Origin of the sequence: Microvirga splendida (assembly GCF_016427565.1) — a bacterium.
GTDB lineage: Bacteria > Pseudomonadota > Alphaproteobacteria > Rhizobiales > Beijerinckiaceae > Microvirga > Microvirga splendida.
Genome location: NZ_JAELXT010000011.1, coordinates 70,155 through 95,165 on the forward strand (window position 1 = coordinate 70,155; position 25,011 = coordinate 95,165).

Genomic DNA, 25,011 nt, shown 5'->3' on the forward strand with positions numbered 1-25,011 from the left:
GAGCAAAGGCGCAAACTCGGCTCTTGATGCAGCCCGACAATCAAGGGGTCATCCAGTGGCGTCGCCCAAGCTCAGCGTCATCATCCCGGTTCATAACGAGAGCGCCAACATCGCGCCCCTCTGCGAGCGCCTGCTGCCGGTCCTCGACCGGATCACCTCCGCTTGGGAAGTGGTCTTCGTGGACGACGGCAGCCGGGACGACACCCTGGCCATCATCAAGGACATCGGCCGGAAGGAGCCGCGGATCGGAGCCGTCTCCTTCAGCCGCAACTTCGGCAAGGAGATCGCCATCGCGGCCGGGCTCGATCACGCCAGCGGCGATGCGGTGGTGATCATGGATGCCGACCTTCAGCACCCGCCGGAAATGATCGAAGCCTTCGTGGAGCGCTGGCGGGACGGCTACCTCATGGTCTACGGCCAGCGGACCGACCGCTCGGACGAGACCCGGGCCAAGCGCGGCTTCGCCCAGGCGTTCTACAAGCTCTTCTCCCGCTTCGGGGAGATCCCCCTGCCCGAGGGCGCGGGCGATTTCCGCCTCATCGACCGCAAGGGGGTCGAGGTCCTGAGGACGTTGGGCGAGAGGGCGCGCTTCTCGAAGGGGCTTTATGCCTGGATCGGCTTCAAGGCCACGGGCGTGCCCTTCGTGGTGGAGGAGCGCCGCTTCGGCACCACCCAATGGAGCTTCAGGAAGCTCTTCCGCTTCGCCTTCGACGGCATCGCGGCCTTCTCCACCGTGCCGCTGCGGATCTGGACCTATATCGGGTTCCTGGTTTCGTTCCTGGCGATCGCCACGGCCCTGTTCTTCATGGTCCGCACGCTCCTGTTCGGCACCGACCTGCCCGGCTTCCCGAGCCTGATCGTCTCGATCATGTTCTTCTCTGGCATCCAGCTCATGTCGCTCGGCATCGTCGGTGAATATGTCGGCCGCATCTTCGCCGAGGTGAAGCGACGGCCGCTCTACGTGGTGGCGGAGCGGATCGGCGGCGCTGCGGAGATCTCGAGCGACCTCGTTCCCGACAATTACCGACTGCGCCGGGCCTGATCCATGTTCAAGAAGATCCTATCCGTCGGCGGCTGGACGCTGGTGTCCCGCCTGACCGGCTTCGTCCGCGACGTGGTGCTGGCCGCCGTCGTGGGCGTAGGCCCCATCGCCGACGCCTTCGTGGTGGCCTCCCGCATTCCCAACCATTTCCGGGCCATCTTCAGCGAGGGGGCCTTCAACAGCGCCTTCCTGCCCACCTATGCGGGTGTCCTCGAACGGGAGGGCGCCGCCCCGGCCCGCTCGTTCGCGAGCCGCATCAGCACCCTCATGCTGATCGTCCAGGTGGTGCTGCTGGCAGCAGCCCTCATCGGCATGCCCGTGGTGGTGACCCTGCTCGCTCCCGGCTTCGCCGACGACCCGGCCAAGTTCGACCTGGCGGTGACGCTCACCCGCATCACCTTCCCTTATCTCCTCTTCATCACCCTGGTGACGATCCTGTCGGGGATCCTCAACGCCCATGAGCGCTTTGCGGCCGCCGCTGCCGCGCCCGTGCTGCTCAACGTCTCCATCGTGGCGGCGCTCGCCGTGGCCTTCCTGTTCCCGAATGCCGGCTATGCCGCCGCCTGGGGCGTCACGGCGGCGGGCGTGCTCGAACTGCTGCTGGTCTGGGTCTCGGCCAGGCGCCTCGGCATCGCGCCGAGGCTTGAGGCGCCGCGCTTCGATCCGGCCATGAAGCACTTCTTCAAGGTGCTGGGGCCGGCGGTCATCGGCTCGGCGGGCGTGCAGCTCGCCCTCTTCGCCGACACGATCATCGCCTCGCTGCTGCCGACCGGCGCGGTCGCCTCGCTCTATTATGCCGAACGCATCTATCAGCTCCCTCTCGGCGTGATCGGGATCGCCGCCGGTACCGTGCTGCTGCCGGAGATGAGCCGCCGCATCGCCGCCGGCGACGTGACCGGCGCCCACGGCGCCCAGAACCGGGCCGTGGGGCTGACCTTGGCGCTGGCGGCTCCGTTCGTCGTGGCCTTCGTCACCATGCCCGACCTGATCATGTCGGCCCTGTTCCAGCGCGGCGCGTTCGATGCAGCCGCCGCCGAGCGCTCCGGCGCCGTGCTTGCCGCCTATGCCATCGGCCTGCCCGCCGCCGTGCTCATCCGCTCCGCGGTGGCGAGCTTCTATTCCCGCTCCAACACCGTGACGCCGCTCATCGCATCGCTGACGGCGGTGGCGGTGAACGTGGCCTTGAAAATCGTGCTGACGGGTCCTTATGGGGTTGTCGGCCTGGCGCTTGCTACCGCGATCGGCATCTGGGTCAATCTCGGGCTCCTCGTCCTTCTCGCCGTGCGGAAGGACTGGATGGCCCCTGGCGGCACCTTGGGCCGCACGGCAGCGGCCGTTGGCGTGGCGAGCCTCCTGCTCGGAGCCTTCGCCTGGTTCGCACCGGTTCCGCTGTCCGAGTGGACCGCCCGGCTCCCCGCCTGGAACAGCGAAATCCTGCTCGCAATCCTCGGGATAACCGGCGCCCTCCTCTATGGCGGTGCGCTGCTGGTGGGGCTGAAAGCCCTCGGGGTCAGGCTGTCGCGCCGCTGACGGGCGCGAGGGTGAACAGCTCCCGCTCCGCAGCGATGCCCCGCAGGCGATGGCTGCCGAGGGAGCGGACCGGCACCGGGCTCACCGAGGCCACGCTCTCCGAGAGGATCAGGGCGCAGTCGAGGGTGCTGCACAGGGCTTCCATGCGGCTCGCCTCGTTCACGGCAGGGCCGATCACCGTGAAGTCGAGGCGCCCGGCGGCCCCGATATTGCCGTAGAACACGTCCCCGCAATGGAGCGCGATGTCCAGGCTCAGCGGGGTCCTGTGCCGGCGGTTGACCGCCTCGTTGCGTTCGAGCGCCGTTTGGGCGGCCCGAATGGCGGCCGCGCAGGCCTCCTCCCGGGAGCGGTGCTCCGAGATCGGAAAAGCCGCCAGAACGCCGTCGCCCATGAACTTGAGCACCTCGCCGCATTGCTCCGCGACCGGCTCGGCCATCGCCTCCAGGTGCTGGTCGAGACGGCCGATCAGATCCATGCCCGAGGCATCGGCCAGGGAGGTGAAGCCGCGCAGATCGGCAAACAGCAGGGCGGCTGTCAGGGTCGTGCCGACGCCGCGCCGGATCTCGCCGCTCAGCACCCGCCGGCCGGCGGACAGGCCCACATAGGTGTCCAGCATCGCGACCGTGAGATCGAAGAGGGTCATGCGGTAGGCGGCGAGCCCCAGGAGCGGCAGAAGCGCGTCGATGCGGGCGACTTCCGCCGGCAGAAAGCCTTCGGGGCGGCCGGACGAGAAGGAGATGCCGATGCCGCGCAGATCGGGCGCGCTCGCATTCTCGAAGCTGAAGAGGCGCGCGAGGTAATCCGTTCCGCCTTCGCGCCGCACATCCTCGAACACGCCGAACCGCTCGGCGTCCGGACCGTCGACACGCCAGTAGCCTTCGGTCTGCTCAGTCCGCATCATGTAGGCAAAGGGGCTGGACTCGAAGGCATTCGTGTTTCGCTCATGCGAAACGCCCTCGACCATCGTGCCGGAAGACCGGGTCCACACATGGGTATAGACGCGGATCGTCGGGTTGACGGTCGGCAGGGCAATGTAGGCCCGCACCAGCGGCACGCCCTCCGCGCTCAGCCCGTCGACGAAGCCGGAGAGCAGCGCCGTCACGTTCGCGCCGCGCAGCCCCTGTTCGATGATCCAGCTTTCGAGATTCGCCATGGGCTCACTCTAGCATCCCGATCGGGAATGTCCTCAGGCAGAAGGTCTTCCGTCAACGCCTTGCATGGCGCGTAGCCCCGCCCGTCCCGGCGATCTCCGTCAGGAGCTTGCGGCGGGCGGCCAGCGCGAAGGGCCGCATCTCGTCGGCGATCTCGACGAAGGAGCCGGGCCCGCCGATGACGTTCTGCGCATAGTAATCCTCCAGCGACATCCCGCCGGGCCCGCCCGGCCGGCCGCTGCCGGGGCGGCGGATGGCGAGCGCGTTGATGGTGAAGCCCTTGGCCAGCGCCTCCTCCCTCACCTGCTCCAGGGACCGGCCGTTCATGTTCGGCCCATCGCCCGAGACGTCGATGACCTTGCGCGTTCCGTCATGGGCATTGCTCTCCACGAGACGCACGGAGAAATCGATGGCGTTGGAGATGGAGTTGTAGCCCGTCGCGCCTCGGGGAGCGCTCAGGAGCTTGTCGGCGAACACCTTCGCGCTCGCCTCGTCGCGGATCACGTGCCAGTCGACGATGAGCACCTGGGAACTCGGCCCGCCCCATTCCATGAAGGCGACGGCGATGGCCCCGAGGGGGCCGTCCTTGATGCCGGTGAGCACATCGGGGCTGGTCAGCGCATCGGCCCAGCCCTGCCGCTGGAGGCGCAGTTCCTCATTGTCGATGGAGCCCGAGCCGTCGGCCGCGAAGACCAGCTCCAGATCGACGGGCTCTGCCGCGGCCGGAGCCGTTAGAAGACAAAAGGCCACAAGGCTTTTCAGAACGAACCGCATCGAAGGCTCCAGCTTTGAGCGCAATGCTGGAGCCATGTAGGGCACGAGGCGACCATCGCCGCCTCGTGCATCGTTCACAACTTCGTTGAAGGCGCTCAGGCGGCCTTGAGGACGCCCTTGTCGTGGGCGAAGGCCCAGTAGAGCTCGCGGGCGCGGCGGTAGAACGGGCCGGGCTGGAGATCGCGGGAATCGATGCGCAGCACCGGCATCACCTTGGAATAGTTGCCCGAGATGAAGATCTCGTCGGCGCCGGCGAAATCCTCGTAGCGCAGGGTGCCTTCGACCACCTGGACGCCGTCGTCGCGCAAGAGCTGGATCACGCGCTGGCGCGTGATGCCATTGAGGAACGTACCGTTCGGATACGGCGTATGGACCACGCCATTCTTGGCCATGAACACGTTGGAGGTCGCGGTCTCGGCGATGTTGCCGAGAGCATCGCACACGAGAGCGTTGTCGAAGCCCTTCTCCTTCGCCTCGCGGATCACGCGGGCGTTGTTGGGATAGAGGGCACCGGCCTTCGCATCGGTCGGCATGGATTCGAGGGTCGGACGACGGAAGCTCGACTTCGTCAGCGAGCTGCCGCCCGGCACCGGCATGGGCGCCTCGAAGAGGGACAGGCAGAACTGGGTCGATTCCGGATCTGGCGCGATGGTGGCCAGGCCCTCGGCCTCGCCCCAGTACATGGGCTTCACGTAGAGCGCCGTGCCGGGCGCGAACTTCTTCACGCCCTCGCGAACGAGATCCACGATGGCGCGAGGCTCCATGGTGGGCTTGAGGCCGATGGTCAGCGCGGAGCGGTTCACACGCTCGCAGTGAAGGTCGAGATCGGGGGCCACGCCCTCGAACACGCGGGCGCCGTCGAACACCGAGGAGCCGAGCCAGGACACGTGGGAGCGCGGCCCGATCAGGGGCGGATTGCCCTCCTGCCAGCTGCCGTTGAACCAGTTCCAGGTTTGCGAATACCAAGCCACGTGCATTGTCCTTATCGGTCAGAAATCCTGTCCCATCGAACCCTCTGGAGCCGCCCCCGTCAATCGCTTGGTTGCTGGCCGGGGCATAAAGTCTTGTGATGGGTCCCATGCGAAGGGCTGATCGGTTGCCTATGGGGAAATCCGGTGCGAAGCTTGCCTTCATGTCATCTTCCGCAACCCTCCCCGCCCCGATCCGCGCCGTCGTGTTCGACGCCTATGGAACCCTGTTCGACGTGCATTCGGCCGTCGGCCGCCACATGGGAGCCGTCGGGCCGGACGCTGCGCGGTTCTCCGAGGTCTGGCGTTCGAAACAGCTTGAGTATTCGTGGGTGCTGTCGCTCGCCGGGCAGTACGAGCCGTTCTGGTCCCTGACGGAGAAGGCCCTGGACTATGCCTTCGCCCGATTTCCCGATGTCGACCGCTCGGTCCGGCCGATGCTGCTCGAGGCCTATCGCTCGCTCGATGCCTATGCCGAGGTTGCGGCGGCACTGGACAGGTTGCGGTCGCGCGGCCTGAAAACCGGCATCCTGTCGAACGGCGACCCGGGCATGCTGAAGGCCGCCGTGGAATCGGCGGGTCTCACCGATCGCTTCGATGCTGTCCTCTCGGTCGATGCAGCCAAGGTGTTCAAGACGAGCCCGCGGACCTACGACCTCGCGCTCAAGGCCCTGTCGTTAAGCGCCGACAAGATCGCCTTCGTGTCCTCGAACCGCTGGGACATTGCGGGCGCCGCCGCATTCGGCCTGCACGCGATATGGGTCAACCGGCTCGGCCTGCCGGACGAGTATGCGGAACTCGCGCCCCGAGCCGTCATCCCGTCCCTCGACGGGCTCGTGTGAGATCGACGCCCGAGGCTCACCGCCTGGCCGCCAGCCGGCGAAAGGCCAGATCGGCGGTTGGAACGGCGATCACCGACAGAACGAGCGCACCCCAGAAGCCCCAGCCGGCGGTAAGGGCAAGGGCGATCGATGCCGCGACGCTCAGGCCCAGGACGACAAGGCGCCATCCCGTCGGCCATGCCTGAGTTCCTGGGACAGGCCAGCGATCCATAAGCATTCCCCATAAATCGGTGATGAATGATGCGGGACAGGAAACGGAGGGGTGATCAGCCCGCCCCTCCTTGGCTCTTGCTTCAGCCCTTACTTCGCCAGGGCCGCCAGGATCCGCGCCCAGGAGCGGGTGCCCTTGTGGAAGCTGTTGAGGTCGTACTTCTCGTTCGGCGAATGGATGCGGTCGTCGTCGAGGCCGAAGCCGACGAAGAGCGTGTCGAGGCCGAGCGTGCGCTTGAAGTCGCCGCCCACCGGGATCGAGCCGCCCATGCCGATGACGATAGGATCCTTCTGCCATTCGTCGTGCAGCGCGGATTTCGCCGCCGTGATGGCCGGGAAGTCGTGCGGCAGCGCCAAGGCCCGCGAGCCCTTGTGGTGGATGAACTCCACAGAGCAGTCGGCGGGAATGCGCTCGCGCACGAAGGCTTCAAAGTTCTTGGAGATCGCAACCGGGTCCTGATCGCCCACGAGGCGGAAGGAGACCTTGCAGCGGGCTTCCGCCGCGATCACCGTCTTGGTGCCCTCGCCCGTGTAACCGCCGATGATGCCGTTCACGTCGCAGGTCGGGCGCGACTGGATCTGCTCGATGAGCATGTGCTCCTTCTCGCCGGCCGAGTGCTTCAGCCCGACCTGCCCGAGGAACTCCTCCTCCGTCAGGTTCAGGCCCTTCCACTGCTCCAGCACCTGCGTGGGCGTTTCATGAACGCCGTCGTAGAACCCGGGAATGGTGATGCGGCCGTTGTCGTCGTGGATGGCGGCAATGATCTTCGAGAGCACATGGATCGGGTTGCGCGCAGCGCCCCCGAAGGTGCCGGAATGCAGGTCCCGGTCGGCGCAGCGGACGATGATCTCCTCATAGACCATGCCGCGTAAAGACGAGGTGATGCCGGGCGTGTTCTGGTCCCACATGCCCGTGTCGCAGACGAGTGCCACGTCGGCCTTCAGCTCGTCCTTGTTGGCCTCGATGAACTCGGGCAGGAACTTGGAGCCGTCCTCCTCGGCGCCCTCGACCAGGAAGGTGATGTTGATCGGCAGCGAGCCCGTCACGGATTTCCAGGCGCGGCAGGCCTCGACGAAGGTCATCACCTGACCCTTGTCGTCGGAGGAGCCGCGGGCGCTGATGGCCTTGCGGCCGTCGGGCAGGGTGATCATGCGCGGCTCGAAGGGCGGCCGCTCCCACAGCTCCAGCGGATCGACCGGCTGCACGTCGTAGTGGCCGTAGAACAGCACATGCAGCTTCGCGTCGCCCTTGGCGTGACCGACCACGGCCGGGTGCCCGCCCGTCTCGCGCAAGGATGCCTCGATGCCGATGTTCTTCAGCTCGTCGACGAGCCACTGGCCGGCCGTGCGGCAATGGTCCTTGTAGGCGGGATCGGTGGAGATGGACGGAACCTTGAGCCACTGGAACAGGCGCTCCAGGGAGGTGTCGAGGTCGGAATCGATCTTTGCAAGAACTTGGTCGAGCTGGGACATGGTGGCCCTGTGTTGGTGTGTATGGCGGCCGACAAGGTGCATCCAACGGGAGGATGCCGCAAGAGGAGAAAGACGGATCGGCTAGCGCCGCAGCAGCCCGCCCAGGGTGCCGCGCACGATGGCGCGGCCGATGGAGCTGCCCTGGCGGCCGCCGATGGACTTGCCGATCTCGGCCGCGAGGTTGCCGACCGTCTGGTTGACGATGGTTCGCGTCACCTCGCGGGTGACGCGCTGGCCGACCGTCATCGAGCCCTTGCGCTGGCCCGTCGTTCCGAAGAGGCCGCCGAGCATGTCGAGGATGCCGCCTCCCCCTTCCGCCGCCTTCGCGTCGGCGGCGGCCTGCTCGGCGCGCTTGGCGAGCATCTCATAAGCCGATTCCACATCGACCGACTGATCGTATTTGCCCTTCATGGGGCTCGACGCGATGATCCCCTGGCGCTCGGTGAGCTCGATCGGCCCCACCTGCGCCATGGCGGGCGCGATGAGCGTGCGCTCGACCATGGATGGCGCGCCCTTGCCCTCGAGCGTCGAGACCAGCGCCTCGCCGACGCCGAGTTCCGTGATGGCCTTCTCCGTATCGAAGGCCGGGTTCTGCCGGAAGGTCTGCGCGGCCACGCGCACGGCCTTCTGCTCGCGTGGGGTATAGGCGCGCAGCGCGTGCTGGATGCGGTTGCCGAGCTGCGCCAGCACGCTCTCGGGAATGTCGGCCGGGTTCTGCGTGATGAAATAGACGCCGACGCCCTTGGACCGGATGAGGCGCACGACACGCTCCACCGTCTCGACCAGGGCCTTCGGCGCGTCGTTGAAGAGCAGATGCGCCTCGTCGAAGAAGAACACCATCTTGGGCTGGTCGAGGTCGCCCACCTCCGGCAGCTCCTCGAACAGCTCCGACATGAGCCAGAGCAGGAAAGTCGCGTAGAGGCGCGGATTGCTCATGAGCTTGTCCGCCGCCAGGATGTTGACGATGCCGCGCCCATCGCGGTCGGTGCGCATCAGGTCCTTGATGTCGAGTGCCGGCTCGCCGAGGAACTCGTCGCCCTGCTGGTTCTCCAGCACGAGGAGCTGACGCTGAATGGCCCCGATGGTGGCCTTCGACACGTTGCCATAGGCGGTGGTGAGTTCGCTGGCATTCTCGGCGATGAGCTGCAGCAAGGCGCGCAGGTCCTTCAGGTCGAGCAGCAGCAGCCCCTGCTCGTCGGCGATGCGGAAGGCGATGTTGAGCACGCCCTCCTGCGTGTCGTTGAGATCGAGCAGGCGCGAGAGCAGCAGCGGCCCCATCTCGGAGATCGTCGCCCGTACCCGGTGGCCCTGCTCGCCGAACAGGTCCCAGAACACCACCGGGAACTTGTCCGGAACATACTCGATGCCGATGTCCTTGGCGCGCTTGACCAGGGGCTCCTTGCCGTTGCCGGGGGCGGCGATCCCAGAGAGATCGCCCTTGATGTCGGCGGCGAAGACCGGAACGCCCGCGTTGGAGAAGCCTTCCGCCAGCACCTGCAGGGAGACGGTCTTGCCCGTGCCCGTGGCTCCCGTCACGAGGCCGTGGCGGTTCGCGAGCCTCAGATCGAGATATTCCGGCTTGGTGCTTTTGCCGATGAAGATTGTCCCGTCCTGTAGCATCGTGCTTCTCCAATACTCCTGAATGGATCTTAGAAGCGTCGCCACGAGTTTCCACTCTCAGGTTTCTTGATTTAACAGTTCAGCTGTGAACTATCGTGCCGAACCTTTCCCAGGAGAATCAAATGGAAGAGCTCATCGCCCGCGTGACGCAGAAGACGGGCCTCGACGCAGCGACCGCCCGCAAGGCGATCGGCATTATTCTCGGCTACCTCCAGAAGGAAGGGCCGCAGAACGAGGTCAACCAGCTTATCGAGGCGATGCCCGGTGCCATGGATGCCATCGAGCAGTCGAAGACCGGCGCCAGCGGCGGCCTCATGGGCATGATGGGCTCCATGGGCGGCGGCGTGATGGCGCTCGGCGGCCAGCTCATGGGCATCGGCGTGTCCATGGGCCAGATGCAGCCGCTGGGCAAGGAGCTCTTCGCCTATGGCCGCGAGAAGGCCGGCGAGGACGTGATGGGCCCCATCGTCGGCTCGATCCCCGGTCTGTCGCAGTTCGTCTGATCGACAGGTCTAACGACGCGTCATCACCGGCCTTGTGCCGGTGATGACGAGCGGCACCTCAGAGGATCGGGATGGCCGGCACAGGGCCGGCCATGACGCGGGTGGGTCGAGGACGACGCCTGTGTCAAAGAGCCAGCGCCTTGGGGCCCGCAGCGATGTGCTGCGAGCCTGAAGGTGTGTCGAGGGTGGCGTGCTGGGCAGCCCGGCTCGATGGTTGTGTGGAAGGTGAGAGCCAGACTGCTCGTCACGCGCGGTTTGTTTCAGCGGACCTGGTCAGAGCCAGGATCGGCCACCCGCGATCACAGGGGTGCGAGACCTGCGGCGGGACCGCTTCCCACCCCACTCCTGCGACGCCTCGCGAGCGCGCCCCTCGAAGGGCGGGAATGCACAACGATATAGCCGAGCTTAAGACAACTGTCAAGAACAGAGTGAGAACATACGTGCGCCTTCCCTCTCCCCTTCAGCGGGAGAGGGTGGTCCGAAGGACCGGGAGAGGGGCCGAGTTCAAATGAGGACTTCCCCTCTCCCGGCTCGCTCCGCTCGCCACCCTCCCCCGCAACGGGGGGAGGGTTCGCGCGCCTCATCCTGTACCTGACCCCGAGGCTTTCGCAATTCGCTCGAAACTAAAAATTCTCGTGTCATTCCAAGTGACGCAGGACGGGATGACACCTTGGACAAATTGAATTTATACAACATTTCATTTCGATAGAGCGTACGGAGAGGTACAGCTACTACAATAATGTGGTCATGCGTTCATGAGATACCTGCACCAGAGCGTGGAGCCGATTGCGGAATTCCTGGAAAGCCGCGGATTGAGGCTGTTTCTTCTCGATTTCAAGGGTGAAGAACCGTCAAAGCCAGTCGACGCAACTGCCCTCAAGCCATACCTGGAAGAAAGTAACCTTCTGTGGGGTGACAACCCCAACACCTATCTCGTCGCCGCTCATGGAGCCCAGCCGCCTACGATGATGGTACACGAGGCGGTCGAACAGGCTGAAACAGAAAGCCCAATCATTCTCGCCCTCGTTGCTTATGCTGATGGAGGCATAATCTCCGTCTCGAACCAGCAGTTTGATTTTCAGCGGGAGACCCAATCCGGCGAATGGTGGAAGCCTACAAATCTGTCTCAACCTGCCCTGTCGTCCCTCTGGCTTCGGAAACTCTTGGCGATGTTCAAGCGGGAGTGATGAGTTCTCCACTCAGCGGTGATGGTCTCTTGGAAGATGGAGGCATTTCCCTCACCGCCCCACCGCGGTATTGTCCCGCACCATTCGCGCAGCCCTGCTCCGGACGAGGCCCTCATGGACGATCTCTCTCTCGCCGCCGATTTTCCGCAAGCGACCCGCGAGCAATGGCTCAAGCGGGTCGAAGGCGTGCTGAAGGGCGCGGATTTCCAGAAGAAGCTCGTCTCCCGCAGCCACGACGGCATCGCCATCGAGCCGCTCTACCCGAAGGCGGAAGGTTCTGCGCCGGTGGCGCGCGAGCAGGCCGGCCGCTGGCGCGTCTCGCAGCGGGTCGATCATCCCGAGCCGGCAAGGGCCAATGAGCTGGCGCTGGCTGATCTCGAAGGCGGCGCCGACGCGCTGACTCTCGTCACCCGGAAAGCGCCTGCCGCACGCGGCTTCGGCGTCGCGATCGACTCCATCGAGGATCTCGACCGGGCGCTCGACGGCGTCATGCTCGACCTCATTCATCTGCGCGTCGATGCGGGCGGCCACGGCCGCCAGATGGCGGCGCTCGTGCTGGCGCTCGCCGAGCGGCGCGGCCACAAACTCGCCGACCTCTCCCTCGATCTCGGCCTCGATCCGCTCAGCGCCATGGCCGCCATGGGCCGCATGTCGGCCGCCTGGGACGTGATGGCCCGGCGGATGGGCGACACGCTTGCGCACCTGAGCGAGCAGGGCTTCGGCGGCCGTGCGTTCCTCGCCGACGGACGCGCCTATCACGAAGCCGGCGCCAGCGAGGCGCAGGAACTCGCGGCCGTGCTGGCGACGGGTCTCGGCTATCTGCGCGGCCTGGAATCCGCAGGGCATTCGCTCGATGCGGCGCGACGCTCGCTGTCGTTCCTGCTCGTGGCCGATGCGGACGAGTTCCTCACAGTCGCGAAGCTGCGGGCCCTGCGCCGCCTGTGGGCGCGGGTCGAGCAGGCCTGCGGCCTGGAGCCGAGGCCGATCCGCCTCCATGCGGAAACCGCCTGGCGCATGACCACGCGGCGCGATCCGTGGGTGAACATGCTGCGCACCACGGTGGCCGCGTTCTCGGCCGGCATCGGCGGGGCGGACGCGATCACGGTGCTGCCGTTCACGACAGCGCTCGGCCTGCCCGATGCGTTCGCCCGCAGGATCGCGCGCAACACGCAACTGATCCTGCTCGACGAGTCGAACCTCGCCCGCGTGGCCGATCCCGCGGCCGGCGCCGGCGGGTTTGAGGCGCTCACCGATGCGCTCTGCGACAAGGCCTGGGGGCTGTTCCAGGAGATCGAGCGCGAGGGCGGCATTCTGGAGAGCCTGAAGGGCGGAACGCTGCAGGCCCGTATCGCCGCCGTGCGCGCCCAGCGGGACAAGGCCGTCGCCACCCGCAGGGAGCCGATCACCGGCACGAGCGAGTTTCCCAACATCCATGAGGCGGACGTGACGGTGCTGATGCCGATGCCGGATGCGAAGGAGAACGGCGGCCCGGCATCGCCTGTTGCAGCGGGCGCAAAGGAAACCTCATTCGCCTCCCTCGTGCAGATGGCCGCGGGCGGATCGACGCTGCCGCAGCTTGCTGCCACGGCTGCGGCCTCGGAAGCGGTGGCGGTCGCCCCCCTGCCCTCGGTCCGTACGGCGGAAGCTTTCGAGCGCCTGCGCGACCGCGCCGACGCCTATCGGGCCCGGACGGGATCGCGGCCGCGCGTCTTCCTGGCCAATCTCGGCTCCGCGGCCGATTTCACCGCCCGCGCAACCTTCGCCAAGAATTTCTTCGAGGCCGGAGGAATAGAAGCCATCATGAACGATGGATTAACGGACCATAAGAAACTTGAACAGACATTCATCGACAGTAAAGCCAAGATTAGCTGCATCTGCTCTACTGACGAAATTTACAAACTTCATGCCCCTGCGACCGCAAGGACCTTGCATCAGGCGGGAGCAAAACTTATGTTCCTGGCTGGCCGACCCGGGGAAGATCAGAAAGAGCTGACCGGAGCGGGCATCACAACCTTCATTTTTTCCGGGTGCGACACCCTCAAGGTTCTCGGCGAGGCTCTCGATATGGCCTGCGCGGAGGCTTGAGGTCTCCTCCCGGCCACCAACCGGGGGGACCGCGGTGACGAATTTCATGAAGACAACGGCTGTGGCCCTGAGCCTCGGCATGGTTTGCACCGGCGCGGCCCTGGCCGCTCCCAAGAGCCAGCACGACGGCACCTGGCAGGTGCAGATGGTGACCGAGTCCGGCATCTGCGGCACCAACACCTATGCCATCACGGTCGAGCAGGGGAATGTGCGCTACCACGGCACGCCCGGCGACACGCCGGCGCAGATCAACGGACGGATCGCCACCAACGGTTCCGTGAGCCTCGACATCCGCCGCAGTTCCGCCCAGGCCCAGGCCTCCGGCAGCCTGGCGGGCCAGTCCGGCTCCGGCGTCTGGAAGGTCGATTCCTACGGCTGCTCCGGCCGCTGGAACGCCCAGAAGCGCTCAAGCGTCGCGCAGAGCTGACCTGCCGCGCTTCCCTCAAGCCGCCGCATCGTCCGATGCGGCGGCTTTTTCATGCCTGCGGCTGCCCGTCCCGGGAGAGGAACCCCGCCCGAAACACCCACGTTGGTTCAACCAATTCATTGTTGTTCAAGGAGTGTTTCATGCGTGTTCTTTCCTGGCTCGGCGGCGCCGCCCTCGTGGCCCTCGCGATGTCTCCCCAGGCCCAAGCTCAGACCAACCGGTTCGACGGCAACTGGAGCGTGGAGGTGGTCACCGAGCAGGGCGCCTGCGACCGGGCCTATCGCTACCCGGTCATCGTCCAGAACGGCCAAGCCCGCTACGGCGGTCCCGAGAGCTTCAACGTGAACGGCCGGGTTCAATCGAACGGCTCCGTCTCCGCCAGCATCTCGCGCGGTCAGGACCGGGCCAACGTCTCGGGCCGGCTCTCGGGCACCATGGGCCGCGGCACCTGGACCACCTCCGGCGGGCGGGTCTGCTCCGGCTACTGGAACGCCGAGAAGCGGGGGTGACGGCTCAGACCTTGCGCCGATAGCATCGCGCAGACGGATGCCCTAGAATGCACCTCATTCGATCCGTTTCCACCGGCAAGGGCATCCGTTTCATCCCATGACCAGCATCCCGGATTTCGCGAGCGTCGCCTTTGCCGACGCTCCCCTGGCATCCTCCCCGAAAGCCTCGGCCGAGCCGTGGCTGACGCCGGAGGGCATTGCCGTGAAGGGATCCTACGGGCCAGAGGATCGCGCAGGCCTCGACTTCCTCGACACCTATCCGGGCATCGCGCCGTTCCTGCGTGGTCCCTATCCAACCATGTACGTCAACCAGCCCTGGACCGTGCGCCAGTATGCCGGCTTCTCCACGGCTGAGGATTCCAACGCCTTCTACCGCCGCAATCTGGCGGCCGGCCAGAAGGGCTTGTCGGTGGCCTTCGATCTCGCCACCCATCGCGGCTACGATTCCGACCACCCGCGCGTTTCGGGTGACGTAGGCATGGCGGGGGTCGCCATCGACTCCATCTACGACATGCGCACCCTGTTCGCCGGCATCCCGCTCGATCAGATGAGCGTGTCGATGACCATGAACGGCGCGGTGCTGCCGATCCTGGCGCTCTATATCGTGGCGGCCGAGGAACAGGGCGTGCCCGCCCCCAAGCTCTCGGGCACGATCCAGAACGACATCCTCAAAGAGTTCATGGTGCGCAACACCTACATCTACCCGCCAAAAGGGTCGATGCGCATCATCTCGGATATCTTCGCCTACACCTCCGCGAACATGCCGAAGTTCAACTCCATCTCGATCTCCGGCTACCACATGCAGGAGGCAGGCGCGACGCAGGATCTGGAGCTCGCCTACACGCTGGCCGACGGCGTCGAGTACATCCGCGCGGGCATTGCGGCCGGCCTCACCATCGACCAGTTCGCGCCGCGCCTGTCGTTCTTCTGGGCAGTCGGCATGAACTTCTTCATGGAAGTGGCCAAGATGCGCGCGGCGCGCCTCATCTGGGCGAAGCTCGTGAAGGGCTTCAACCCGCAGAGCGAGAAGTCGCTGCCGCTTCGCACGCACTCGCAGACTTCCGGTTGGTCGCTCACCGCGCAGGACGTGTTCAACAACGTCACCCGCACCTGCATCGAGGCGATGGCGGCGACGCAGGGCCACACGCAGTCGCTGCACACCAACGCGCTCGACGAGGCGCTGGCGCTGCCCACCGATTTCTCGGCCCGCATCGCCCGCAACACGCAGCTCTTCCTGCAGCAGGAAAGCGGCACGACGCGCATCATCGATCCGTGGGGCGGCTCCTACTATGTCGAGCGGCTGACCTATGAGCTGGCGCAGAAGGCCTGGAGCCACATCCAAGAAGTCGAGCAGCTCGGCGGCATGGCGAAAGCCATCGAGGCCGGCATTCCGAAGCTGAAGATCGAGGAGGCCGCCGCCCGCACGCAGGCGCGCATCGATTCCGGCCACCAGAAGATCATCGGCGTGAACAGCTTCAAGTCCACGGACGAGGCCTCCATCGACATCCTGAAGGTCGACAACGCCGCCGTGCGCGCGAGCCAGATCGAGAAGCTCAAGCGCCTCAAGATGGAGCGCAACCAGGCCGATGTGGATGCCGCGCTCAACGCCCTGTCGCAGGGCGCTGCAGGCAACGGCAACCTGCTCGACCTTGCCGTGAAGGCGGCCCGCGCCAAGGCAACCGTGGGCGAGATTTCGGACGCGCTGGAGAAGGTCTGGGGCCGTCACCGGGCCGAGATCAAGGCGATTTCGGGCGTCTACAAACGGGAGGTCGGCATGGCGTCTCCGGCCGTGGAGAAGGTGCGCAACCTCGTCGAACAGTTCGAGCACGACGACGGGCGCCGCCCGCGCATTCTCGTCGCCAAGATGGGCCAGGATGGTCACGACCGCGGTCAGAAGGTGATCGCCTCGGCCTTTGCCGATCTCGGCTTCGATGTGGATATCGGCCCCCTCTTCGCCACCCCGGCGGAGGCGGCGCGCCAAGCCATCGAGAACGACGTGCACATCATCGGCGTCTCGTCGCTGGCGGCAGGCCACCTGACGCTCGTGCCGGAGCTGAAAGCCGAACTCGCCAAGTACGGCCGCGAGGACATCATGATCGTGGTCGGCGGCGTGATCCCGCCGCAGGATTTCGATGCGCTGTATCAGGCTGGCGCCTCGGCGATCTTCCCGCCCGGCACCGTGATTGCCGATGCCGCTGTGAATCTCATCGAGGATCTGAACGGCCGGCTCGGATACGGGCCGAAGCAGGCGGCGGAATAGCGCCGCCTCGCCGTCCCTGCCCGTGACGATCCGGAGCCTGTCAACCCTGCGATAACCCTCTGAACAAATGAGGGACCCGACCTCTCCGGCCCGGGCGGGTTACACCGCCCGTTTCATTGATCGGTAATATTCCCCATGGGAAGCTTCCTGCAGTTCTTTAAAGCAATTGCGGGGACCCCATGGCCATCAATCTCGAAAATTACACGCTGACCTTCTCCGACGAATTTACGGGCAATTACCTCGATACGTCCGTGTGGGGCACGAAGTATTGGTGGGGCGGGCGGACGCTGGCGAGCAACGGCGAGATGCAGTACTTCGCCGACCGCTCGACCGCGGTGGTCCAGCAATACCCGAGCCTCGATCCGTTCCGGATCTCCGGGGATCCGTATCAACCCGGCGACGGCGTTCTGACCATCACGGCCCAGCCGTCCCCCGATACGAGCCTGACGGATGGGCTGCCCTATGTGTCGGGGCTCATCAACACCTACGGGACGTTCTCTCAGACCTACGGCTATTTCGAGATATCGGCGCAGGTGCCGTCCGGCCAGGGCCTGTGGCCCGCCTTCTGGCTCTTGCCGCAGAGCGGCAACTGGCCGCCGGAAATCGACGTGCTCGAACTGCTCGGCCACGATCCGTCGACCTATTACGTCGGCTCGCACTGGAAGGATGCCACGGGCAAGCATGCGTTCAAGACTCAAGGGATCTCCACCGGAATCGATCTCTCGGACGGCTTCCACAGCTACGGCACGCTGTGGACCGCCGATACGATCACCTACTATCTCGACGGCACCCAGGTGTTCTCCATGGCGACGCCGGCGGGCATGAACGAGCCGATGTACCTCCTCGCCGGTCTCGCCGTCGGCGGCAACTGGCCCGGTGCGCCGGACAGCACGACCGTGTTCCCGGCCGAGTTCCAGATCGACTACATCCGCGCCTATGCGCCCAGCATCAAGCCGACGATCTCGGGCAACGACAGCAACAACTCGCTGGTCGGCGACAAGGTGGCGACGGCGCTCAACGACATCATCTTCGCCTATGGCGGCAACGACACGCTCGAGGGCCTGAAGGGCAACGACACTCTGGCGGGCGGCAGCGGTGCGGATACCTTCATCTACCGCAGCAGCCCGACCGGGCACGACGTGATCCTCGACTTCGATCCCCTCGGCGGAGACGTGGTGCGCATCACGAAGGCGATTGCAGGCCAGAAGAACTTCTCCGGCCTCTACCGGATGATCAAGGACAATGGCGCCGGCGATGCGGTCCTCAAGCTCGCCGATGGCGGCTCCATCACCTTCGACGGCGTGAGGAAGGCCCAGCTCGGCTACGACGACTTCCTCATCGTGTGAGCGCCGCTCCTGTTCGAGCGGTCGATCGAGCATCGGACCCAAAAGTGGACTTGCACTTTTGGGGATTCATCCGATGCTCAACTGTGAGAGCAGCGCATCGTGTGGTCCGGACCCAGCGGGCCGCGCTAGCGAAAACCGGGTCCACTTTTCCTCACGATGCACTACGACCGCTCGATCGCGCGCTTCACCACCTGCTGCACTTCCTTGTTCGACAGGAACAGGTCGTGGTTGATGATGCCGCCGCCGAACTCAGAGGCGTCGGCCACGCGCACGCCCAGAGCCTCCAGCCGCTCGCGGTCGGCCGCCCCGGCCCGCACGATGCCGCCGGCGAGCCGGCTCGAGACGGCGAGCGCCCGGTCGTTGGTGGAGCTGATGACGGTGATCTTCTTCGCGTCCGTCCCCAGGCGCTCCAGCCCGCGGGCGAACAGGTCGATGTCGATGTCGGGCGCGGCCAGCACCACGGCGCCGATGCGCTCCATGGCGCTCTCGCCGCCCGACGCGCGCAGCATGCGCAGGGTTTCCAGCGTCAGCAGCGTGCCCATGCTGTGCGCCACGATGTGGATGCGCCCGCCGCTCGGGGTATTGGCGATGGCAGCCAGCAGGTCCTCAAGCGAGTCGCGGGACCACATGGCGCTCTCGCGGTCGGCCACATAGCTGAAGGTCGACGCGGCGGACGGCCAGGTGAAGAGGCCGGTGACGCCCGCGAACTTGATGCCATCCGACAGATCGACCGTCGAGGTGGCGGCGGTCTCGAAGCTTTCCTTGTAGCCGTGGATGTAGAGCAGCAGGTCGCGGCCGAAGGCGGCTTGAGCGAAGGCCTGCGCGGCGTTGCTGCGATTGATGTTATCGACCTTGGCGATGGTCCAGTCGCTTGCGGTCACGCGCCCGAGGAGCGAATCCGAGGGCGGCGTCAGGCGGGCTTCCGCGAAGATCATGTCGGCCGAGCGCTCGCTGCTGAACCAGGGTTTCTGGGGCGGGTCGCCCGCCGGCAGCCGCGTGGTGGCGATCAGCAGCTTGGGATCCTTGCTCAGGCCGACCTTGAAGGCAGCAGGGCTGACGAGCGCCGAATCCTCCCCGACGCAGCCGGACAGGGCAACGCCGGCAAGGCAGAGGATCGCAACACGGGAGAAGGAGAAACGCATGAGGCCTGAATTTCGAGAGGGGACGGGGAAGGTCATGCTGTTTTGCCCTCGATCATGGCATGCGCAAGGCAAGGCCCTGCCGCAATCCCCACTGGTGCCGGATCCCGGTAAAGCATTGGTGAACATGAGCATAGGGTCCGGTGCCTTGATGCAGGCAGGGCCCGACCGTACCTTCACCCCATGCTCGCCGCCCTCGCCCGCATTCTCCTTGTCATCGTTGCCCTTTTCATCCTTCCCCTGGGGGCCCATGCCCTCTGGTGGACCATGCGCGACGATGTCGCGCCGAATTGGGGCGCGGCCGACTGGTCGAGCGCGAAGCTCCTGCCCGCCGCCTCGGAGGCTCCCGAGGCCATCGTGGCGGTCTATGCGGCGCGGGTCGGGCGCTGGCGCGGCATCTTCGCCCACCACACCTGGGTGGTGGTGAAGGAGGCCGGCGCCCGCACCTATACCCGCTACGACAAGGTTGGCTGGGGCAGCCCGGTGCGCACCAACGGCTGGGCGCCGGACGGGCGCTGGTTCGGCAATGCGCCCCAACCCGTGGTGGTGATCGAAGGGCCTGAGGCCGAGCGGCTGATCCCCCAGGTGCGCCGGGCGGTGGCGAGCTATCCCTACCAGGGCTACGGCGCCTACAACGCCTGGCCGGGCCCGAACTCCAACACCTTCGTGGCCCATGTGATGCGCTCCGTGCCCGAACTCGCCGCTCCCCTGCCCCCGACGGCGCTCGGGAAGGACTGGCAGCCCTGGCGCGACATCGTGGGCCTGACCCCCAGCCGCACCGGCATTCAGATCTCGCTCGGCGGCTATGCGGGCATCGCGGTCGGCTGGATCGAGGGAATCGAGATCGACTTCATGGGCCTCGTCGCCGGCCTCGACCTGCGCCGCCCGGCGATCAAGATTCCCGCCTGGGGACGATTCGGCATGGACCCGATCACGTGGTGAACGCGCAGCCCGGATGATTGTCCCGGTCACGTGTGAGACCTATGCTCGCGACGCAGGGGCCTCGTGAAGGCAGGCCCTGAAGGGAACTGACATGCTCCTAGGTCAGCTTGCGCTCCTTGCTGCCGCCGTGTTCTCCGGTGCAGCTCTCTACATCAATATTGCCGAGCAGCCTGCGCGTCTGGAGTTGGACGACCGATCCCTGCTGATCGAGTGGAAGCCAGCCTACAAGCGCGGCTTGTCCATGCAGGCCCCGCTGGCAATCGTGGGGTTCCTGCTCGGCATCGCGGAATGGTGGCAGTCCGATCACGTCGGATGGATTCTTGGGGCGTTGCTCATGATCGCAAACTGGCCGGTAACGTTCTTCGCCATCATGCCCACCAACAACAGGCTCATGGCGACCGATCCTGCGGCGGCTGGCCCCGAGAGCCGAGCGATGATCGGGCGGTGGGGCATGCTTCACGCGGTTCGCACCGCGCTTGGCTTTGCGGCCTGTCTCGCTTTCCTGTGGGCCTCCCTCTCCTGACTTGGCATCCCGGCGCCTCCCTCACGGATATAGGGTTCAAAAACCGGATCCACTTTTCCGCACGATGCGCTAAAGCTCTCTCATGACCGGGGGCTTGCAGAAAAAGACGCAAATATCGGCTGAAGCTGTCGCCAGCGGCGACCGCGCGGCGCTCGCGCGCGCCATCACGCTCATGGAATCGCGCCGGCCCGACCACCGGGAGGCAGCGCGCGCGCTTCTCCAGGAACTCATGCCCCGCACCGGAAAGGCCGTGCGCATCGGCATCACCGGGGTTCCCGGCGTGGGCAAGTCCACCACCATCGACACCCTGGGCTCCATGCTCACCGAGAAGGGCCACAAGGTGGCGGTGCTCGCCGTCGACCCCTCCTCGACGCGCACCGGCGGGGCGATTCTCGGGGACAAGACCCGCATGGCGCGGCTCGCCGCCGACCCCAATGCCTTCATCCGCCCCTCGCCCTCCTCCGGCACCCTCGGCGGAGTCGCGGCGAAGACCCGCGAGACCATGCTGCTCTGCGAGGCCGCCGGGTTCGACGTGATCCTGGTTGAGACCGTGGGCGTCGGGCAGTCGGAAACGGCCGTGGCGGACCTCACCGATTTCTTCCTCGTGCTCATGCTGCCGGGCGCTGGCGACGAGCTCCAGGGCATCAAGAAGGGCATCCTGGAGCTCGCCGACCTGATCGCCGTCAACAAGGCGGACGACGTGGGCGCGAAGGCCAAGGCGGCGGCGGCCGAGTACAAGGCCGCCCTGCACATCCTGGCCCCTGCCTCGCCGACCTGGACGCCGCCCGTGCTGACGGTCTCGGGCCTGACCGGCCAGGGGCTCGACGAGCTCTGGACCAAGGTGCTCGACCACCGCAAGCGCCTGGAAGCCACCGGGGAGCTTGCCGCCAAGCGGCGGGCGCAGGACACGAAATGGATGTGGGCTCTCGTCCACGAGCGCCTGCACGAGCGCCTCACCCACGATCCCGCCCTGCGCCGGCGCGTGCCGGAGATCGAGCGCGCCATCGCCGACGGCACCCTGTCGCCCAATGCGGCGGCGAGCGAGATCGTGACGCTGCTGGGAATCTAGCCCCTATCCGCAATTGCACCTGATCCGGGCTCGAAAACCGGCTTCAATCCTGAGGCGCCTCTATGGCCTGTCAGGACAGGAGCGGATCGCATCGTGATCGACCAGCTGCATCAGCTGCCCCTTCTGCTCGGCGGCGCCATCGTCTGCCTGATCTTCGTAGTGCCGACCCTGATCGGCTCGGCGCTGCTGCAACCGGTCGTCAGTCGTCTGCTGCGTGGGGAGAGGGACGCGAATACGGTTGTCGGCCTGCTCCTGAACGCCTTCTCGCTCTACTACGGGGTCCTTCTGGCCCTGCTCTCGATCGCGGTTTTCGAGAATTACAACAAGGCGCAGGATGCGGTTGGGCGGGAGGGCTCGAGCGCAGTTGCTCTCTACAACATCTTCAGCGGCTATCCGGAGCCTGCCCGCACGTCACTTTCAGAAACATTGCTCAAGTATGTCGATGAGGAGACCGGCCCCGGCTGGGCTTTCCAGCAAGGCAATCAGGTCTCCACGCCGGGCATGCGGCTGGTTGATCGCTTAAGCCGGGAGCTTCTCGGCTTCAGGCCCGACCGGGCCACTGGCGAGGACCTGCTTCATGGCGAGGCCTTGAGAGCTTTCGCCGAGTTCATCGAGCAGCGGCGTCTTCGGGTGCAGGCGGCGGGAACAAGCATTCCGAGGGTGATCTGGACCGTCGTCATGGTCGGCGCGGCGCTCAACGTCTTCACCCTCTGGCTCTTCGATCTGAAGCGGACGACCCACTTTATCCTCGGCGGCGTGCTGATGGCCTTCATCGGCCTCGTCGTCTACATGGTCGCCGTGCTCGACCGACCGTTTCACGGCGCGCATGGTCTTCGACCCGATGACCTCATCCAGGCCCGCCAGCAGATGCAACCACGGGCCTGAAACGGCTTAAGCCGCGCCCGTCATCTCCGGGGTCGGCCGGATCTGGCCGACCTCGATGCCGTTCCAGTTCTTGAGCACCGGCTGCGCCAGCGCCTCGACGGTCTGGCGCTCCTCATCGCTCAGGTCGAGGAAGCGCAGGACGAGGCTGGCCATCATGGCCTCGGCAGCCCGGGCATGGCCGTCGTCGGCCTTCAGGGCGATCCCGTAGCCGAGTTCCGGGAACGAGGCGCAATAAACGCCCTCCGCGCCCACTTTCACGAAGACGCGCTCGCCGAGACACTCCATCAGCTTCGTGTCGAACCGGCCGGTGCCGGCTACCATGAAGGGATGGCGGGCCACGGCCTTGCGGATGCGGGCGGCGGCCGCCTTGCCCTCGCCCGGCAGGCCGATTCCGGTGCCGAACCGGGCGAACCCGAAGGCGAGCGACGGAAGCCGGACCGCATAGGTGGGGATCGAGCAGCCGTCGATGCCGCTCTTCTCGATCGAGTGGCAGGCGCCCGTGATGTCCTCCAGGGCCTCGCGGATGGTGCGCTGGACCGGGTGGTCCGCCAGCACGTAGCCCGCAGGCGCCTCTCCCTGGCCGCAGGCGAGGCAGATGAAGCCCGCATGCTTGCCCGAGCAGTTGTTGTGGAGCGCGCTGGGGCTTGCCCCCGAGGCCGCCAGGGCCCGGTTCGCGGCCTCGCCCATGGGCCAATGGGTGCCGCATTCGAGGCAGCCCGCATCCTGGCCCGCCTTGGCCAGCATGGAGGCGGCCACCCTCACATGGTCCGGCTCACCGGAATGGGACGCGCAGGCGAGCGCGATCTCCTCGTCGGTCAGGCCGTATTTCTCGGCGATTCCGCTCTCGACCAGCGGCATGGCCTGGAGGGCCTTGATGGCGGAGCGCGGAAAAACGCGCCGGTCCACATCGCCGATCGACAGAACCGTGGCCCCCTCGGCGTCCACCACGGAGACGCTGCCCCGGTGGCGCGACTCGACCAGATGGCCGCGGGAAACCTCGACAAGAAAGGGATTATCCATCAATGCCCCGTTCGAAAAACGGCGGTGTTGTGGAGGCACCGGCCGCAGAAGTCAAAGGGGACGTTGTTGCAATTCACCAACGGGTCACCGCGAAATCGTCGCAACCGACCGCTTGCGACCAAGCGCTGCTCACCCTAAACCCTAGGTTCAACAAACAGGGAGCCCCTGATGCATGTCGCGATGATCGGAGCAGGCTATGTGGGCCTGGTCTCCGGCGCCTGCTTCGCCGATTTCGGCCACGAGGTCTGCTGCGTCGACAAGGACCCGGCCAAGATCGAGGCCCTCAACCGGGGCGAGATTCCGATCTTCGAGCCGGGGCTGGCCGATCTCGTCGCCAAGAACGTGCGCGAGGGCCGCCTCACCTTCACCACCGACTTGTCCCAGGCGGTCAGGAGCGCCGAGGCCGTGTTCATCGCAGTCGGCACCCCGTCTCGGCGCGGCGACGGCCATGCGGACCTCTCTTACGTCTACCAGGCCGCCCGCGACATCGCCGCCGCCATCGACGGCTACACGGTGGTGGTGACCAAATCCACCGTGCCCGTGGGCACCGGCGACGAGGTCGAGCGCATCATCCGCGACGCCCGGCCCGATGCGGACTTCGCCGTGGTGTCCAATCCCGAGTTCCTGCGCGAGGGCGCGGCCATTGCCGACTTCAAGCGCCCGGACCGCATCGTCATCGGCACCGACGACGAGCGCGCCCTGAGCGTGATGAACGACATCTACCGGCCGCTCTACCTCAACCAGTCCCCGGTGCTGGCCATGTCCCGGCGCACGGCGGAACTGACCAAGTATGCGGCCAACGCGTTTCTCGCCACCAAGATCACCTTCATCAACGAGATCGCGGACCTGTGCGAGCATGTGGGCGCCAACGTGCAGGACGTGGCCCGCGGCATCGGGCTCGACAACCGCATCGGCTCCAAATTCCTCCATGCCGGTCCCGGCTATGGCGGCTCGTGCTTTCCCAAGGACACGCTCGCCCTGATCAAGACCGCCCAGGATTACGAGGCGCCGATCCGCCTCGTGGAGACGGTGGCGGCGGTCAACAGCCAGCGCAAGCGCGCCATGGGCCGCAAGGTGATCGCGGCCTGCGGCGGCTCGGTGCGGGGCAAGACGGTGGCGGTGCTGGGGCTGACCTTCAAGCCCAACACCGACGACATGCGCGATGCGCCCTCGCTCGACGTGATCACGGCGCTGCAGGATGCAGGCGCCAGGGTGAAGGCCTACGACCCCGAGGGCATGGAGGCCGCCCGAGGCATGCTGACGGATGTGGCTTACGCGAAGGACGCCTATGACTGCGCCCGCGATGCGGATGCCCTGGTGCTGGTGACCGAGTGGGACCTGTTCCGCGCGCTCGACCTGCGCCGCCTGAAGGCGGCGCTCGCCTCGCCCGTGGTGGTGGACCTGCGCAACGTCTACCGCCCCGACGAGATGCGCCGCCACGGCTTCACCTATGTGAGCATCGGGCGCCCCTGAGTCCTCCCTGCCCTCTTGCCCGGGATCGGCTTG

Annotated in this window: 23 protein-coding genes; 15 read left to right on the plus strand and 8 right to left on the minus strand. The window is 66.2% G+C overall.

Annotated features, from left to right (window positions below; all coding sequences use genetic code 11):
* The first annotated feature begins 55 nt into the window (after window positions 1-55).
* Together JAO75_RS12600 and murJ are read left to right on the plus strand one after the other, a co-directional pair.
* Window positions 56-1,042 carry a glycosyltransferase gene (locus tag JAO75_RS12600; RefSeq protein WP_199049491.1) on the plus strand — a complete coding sequence of 329 codons (987 nt, stop codon included), beginning with the start codon at window positions 56-58 and terminating at the stop codon, window positions 1,040-1,042.
* Between the two features lie 3 nt (window positions 1,043-1,045).
* Window positions 1,046-2,572: a murein biosynthesis integral membrane protein MurJ gene (gene murJ, locus JAO75_RS12605; protein WP_199049492.1), complete on the plus strand. Its 1,527-nt coding sequence runs from the start codon at window positions 1,046-1,048 to the stop codon at window positions 2,570-2,572.
* On the opposite strand, the gene JAO75_RS12610 is transcribed toward murJ, so the two are convergent.
* The 3 genes from JAO75_RS12610 to JAO75_RS12620 all read right to left on the minus strand — a co-directional run bounded on the left by JAO75_RS12610 (window position 2,553) and on the right by JAO75_RS12620 (window position 5,468).
* On the minus strand, window positions 2,553-3,725 hold the full coding sequence (locus tag JAO75_RS12610; protein WP_199049493.1) for an adenylate/guanylate cyclase domain-containing protein: 1,173 nt from the start codon (window positions 3,723-3,725) through the stop codon (window positions 2,553-2,555). The two genes, murJ and JAO75_RS12610, sit on opposite strands and share 20 nt — an antisense overlap.
* Window positions 3,726-3,777: 52 nt before the next feature.
* Window positions 3,778-4,497 (minus strand): DUF1194 domain-containing protein, encoded by a 720-nt coding sequence (locus JAO75_RS12615; protein WP_199049494.1) that lies wholly within the window; start codon window positions 4,495-4,497, stop codon window positions 3,778-3,780.
* 95 nt (window positions 4,498-4,592) lie between these two features.
* Window positions 4,593-5,468, minus strand: coding sequence for a branched-chain amino acid aminotransferase (locus tag JAO75_RS12620; RefSeq protein ID WP_425523182.1), 876 nt, complete (start codon window positions 5,466-5,468; stop codon window positions 4,593-4,595).
* 161 nt (window positions 5,469-5,629) lie between these two features.
* Between JAO75_RS12620 and JAO75_RS12625 the strand changes: the two genes are divergently transcribed.
* Complete coding sequence (locus JAO75_RS12625; protein ID WP_199049496.1) at window positions 5,630-6,307, plus strand: haloacid dehalogenase type II; 678 nt, start codon at window positions 5,630-5,632, stop codon at window positions 6,305-6,307.
* Window positions 6,308-6,323: 16 nt separating this feature from the next.
* Here JAO75_RS12625 and JAO75_RS12630 read toward each other — a convergent pair whose 3' ends face one another.
* The 3 genes from JAO75_RS12630 to JAO75_RS12640 all read right to left on the minus strand — a co-directional run bounded on the left by JAO75_RS12630 (window position 6,324) and on the right by JAO75_RS12640 (window position 9,610).
* Window positions 6,324-6,518, minus strand: a complete 195-nt coding sequence (locus tag JAO75_RS12630) for a hypothetical protein (RefSeq protein ID WP_199049497.1) — start codon at window positions 6,516-6,518, stop codon at window positions 6,324-6,326.
* Window positions 6,519-6,607: 89 nt separating this feature from the next.
* Window positions 6,608-7,990: a M20/M25/M40 family metallo-hydrolase gene (locus JAO75_RS12635; protein ID WP_199049498.1), complete on the minus strand. Its 1,383-nt coding sequence runs from the start codon at window positions 7,988-7,990 to the stop codon at window positions 6,608-6,610.
* A gap of 81 nt (window positions 7,991-8,071) precedes the next feature.
* A complete protein-coding gene (locus JAO75_RS12640; RefSeq protein ID WP_199049499.1) occupies window positions 8,072-9,610 on the minus strand; it encodes a helicase HerA-like domain-containing protein in 1,539 nt (512 codons plus the stop codon).
* Between the two features lie 122 nt (window positions 9,611-9,732).
* Here JAO75_RS12640 and JAO75_RS12645 point away from each other — a divergent pair, with 122 nt between their 5' ends.
* The 7 genes from JAO75_RS12645 to JAO75_RS24855 all read left to right on the plus strand — a co-directional run bounded on the left by JAO75_RS12645 (window position 9,733) and on the right by JAO75_RS24855 (window position 17,927).
* Window positions 9,733-10,113 (plus strand): DUF2267 domain-containing protein, encoded by a 381-nt coding sequence (locus JAO75_RS12645; RefSeq protein ID WP_199049500.1) that lies wholly within the window; start codon window positions 9,733-9,735, stop codon window positions 10,111-10,113.
* Window positions 10,114-10,868: 755 nt separating this feature from the next.
* On the plus strand, window positions 10,869-11,300 hold the full coding sequence (locus JAO75_RS12650; protein ID WP_199049501.1) for a hypothetical protein: 432 nt from the start codon (window positions 10,869-10,871) through the stop codon (window positions 11,298-11,300).
* Window positions 11,301-11,414: 114 nt separating this feature from the next.
* Window positions 11,415-13,385, plus strand: a complete 1,971-nt coding sequence (locus JAO75_RS12655) for a methylmalonyl-CoA mutase family protein (RefSeq protein ID WP_199049502.1) — start codon at window positions 11,415-11,417, stop codon at window positions 13,383-13,385.
* 46 nt (window positions 13,386-13,431) lie between these two features.
* Window positions 13,432-13,812: a hypothetical protein gene (locus JAO75_RS12660; RefSeq protein WP_199049503.1), complete on the plus strand. Its 381-nt coding sequence runs from the start codon at window positions 13,432-13,434 to the stop codon at window positions 13,810-13,812.
* 140 nt (window positions 13,813-13,952) lie between these two features.
* Complete coding sequence (locus tag JAO75_RS12665) at window positions 13,953-14,321, plus strand: hypothetical protein (RefSeq protein ID WP_199049504.1); 369 nt, start codon at window positions 13,953-13,955, stop codon at window positions 14,319-14,321.
* A 97-nt stretch (window positions 14,322-14,418) separates the two neighbouring features.
* Window positions 14,419-16,581: a methylmalonyl-CoA mutase gene (gene scpA, locus JAO75_RS12670; RefSeq protein WP_199049505.1), complete on the plus strand. Its 2,163-nt coding sequence runs from the start codon at window positions 14,419-14,421 to the stop codon at window positions 16,579-16,581.
* 179 nt (window positions 16,582-16,760) lie between these two features.
* On the plus strand, window positions 16,761-17,927 hold the full coding sequence (locus tag JAO75_RS24855; RefSeq protein ID WP_246742479.1) for a family 16 glycosylhydrolase: 1,167 nt from the start codon (window positions 16,761-16,763) through the stop codon (window positions 17,925-17,927).
* Window positions 17,928-18,088: 161 nt separating this feature from the next.
* Here the strand turns inward: JAO75_RS24855 and JAO75_RS12680 are convergent, their stop codons facing one another.
* Entirely contained in the window at window positions 18,089-19,069 is a 981-nt protein-coding gene (locus JAO75_RS12680) for an alpha/beta hydrolase (protein ID WP_199049506.1), read from the minus strand.
* A gap of 180 nt (window positions 19,070-19,249) precedes the next feature.
* Between JAO75_RS12680 and JAO75_RS12685 the strand changes: the two genes are divergently transcribed.
* The 4 genes from JAO75_RS12685 to JAO75_RS12700 all read left to right on the plus strand — a co-directional run bounded on the left by JAO75_RS12685 (window position 19,250) and on the right by JAO75_RS12700 (window position 22,485).
* Window positions 19,250-20,008, plus strand: coding sequence for a DUF3750 domain-containing protein (locus tag JAO75_RS12685; protein ID WP_199049507.1), 759 nt, complete (start codon window positions 19,250-19,252; stop codon window positions 20,006-20,008).
* Between the two features lie 91 nt (window positions 20,009-20,099).
* Window positions 20,100-20,531, plus strand: coding sequence for an anthrone oxygenase family protein (locus JAO75_RS12690; RefSeq protein WP_199049508.1), 432 nt, complete (start codon window positions 20,100-20,102; stop codon window positions 20,529-20,531).
* An 82-nt stretch (window positions 20,532-20,613) separates the two neighbouring features.
* Window positions 20,614-21,600, plus strand: a complete 987-nt coding sequence (gene meaB / locus JAO75_RS12695) for a methylmalonyl Co-A mutase-associated GTPase MeaB (RefSeq protein WP_199049509.1) — start codon at window positions 20,614-20,616, stop codon at window positions 21,598-21,600.
* A 93-nt stretch (window positions 21,601-21,693) separates the two neighbouring features.
* Window positions 21,694-22,485: a bestrophin-like domain gene (locus JAO75_RS12700; RefSeq protein WP_199049510.1), complete on the plus strand. Its 792-nt coding sequence runs from the start codon at window positions 21,694-21,696 to the stop codon at window positions 22,483-22,485.
* A 6-nt stretch (window positions 22,486-22,491) separates the two neighbouring features.
* Here JAO75_RS12700 and JAO75_RS12705 read toward each other — a convergent pair whose 3' ends face one another.
* Window positions 22,492-23,505, minus strand: coding sequence for an asparaginase (locus JAO75_RS12705; RefSeq protein ID WP_199049511.1), 1,014 nt, complete (start codon window positions 23,503-23,505; stop codon window positions 22,492-22,494).
* A gap of 168 nt (window positions 23,506-23,673) precedes the next feature.
* Here JAO75_RS12705 and JAO75_RS12710 point away from each other — a divergent pair, with 168 nt between their 5' ends.
* Window positions 23,674-24,978 (plus strand): UDP-glucose dehydrogenase family protein, encoded by a 1,305-nt coding sequence (locus JAO75_RS12710; protein ID WP_199049512.1) that lies wholly within the window; start codon window positions 23,674-23,676, stop codon window positions 24,976-24,978.
* The last annotated feature ends 33 nt before the right edge of the window (window positions 24,979-25,011 follow it).